This is a genomic window from Mesorhizobium sp. M5C.F.Ca.IN.020.32.2.1, assembly GCF_004023105.1.
Lineage (GTDB): Bacteria > Pseudomonadota > Alphaproteobacteria > Rhizobiales > Rhizobiaceae > Mesorhizobium > Mesorhizobium wenxiniae.
Genome location: NZ_RZSX01001595.1, coordinates 1 through 564, shown reverse-complemented (window position 1 = coordinate 564; position 564 = coordinate 1). Strand labels below are relative to the sequence as shown.

General features: G+C 64.9%; 1 pseudogene. It reads left to right on the top strand.

The annotated features are described in order from the left end of the window. A pseudogene (locus EOA86_RS37655) lies at positions 1–564 on the top strand (DNA polymerase III subunit alpha); the annotation flags it as partial.

Below are 564 nucleotides of genomic sequence, written 5' to 3'. Positions count from 1 at the left end.
GAGCATTGCCGATCGGGCCGCGCGGCCCGATCGGCAATGCTCTGAAAGAGGACCGCCGCGACCTCGCCGAGACGCGGCTTTTGGCGCTCAAGGCGCTGTTCGGCGACCGGCTCTATGTCGAGCTGGAACGGGTTTCCGGTTATGACCGGGCCATCGAAAAATCGTCAGTCGACCTCGCCTACATCAATGACTTGCCGCTGGTTGCCACCAACGAGGCGTTTTTCTCCTCGCGCGACGACTATGAGGCGCATGATGCGCTGATCGCCATCGCCGAAGGTTCGGTGGTCGCCGTGGACAATCGCCGGCGCCTGTCGCCCGACAATTTTCTGAGAAGCCAGGCTGACATGGCGAGGCTGTTCGCCGATCTGCCGGAAGCGATCGACAACACCGTCGAAATCGCGCTGCGCTGCTCCTACTATCCCAAGACCCGCAACCCGATCCTGCCCCGCTTTGCCGGCGGCGACGTCGCCGACGCCGATGCGGCGGTGAAGGCGGAGGCGCAGGAGCTTGCCAGACAGGCGCATGAAGGGCTGGAGGCGCGGCTCGCAGCGCACGGCCCAACTG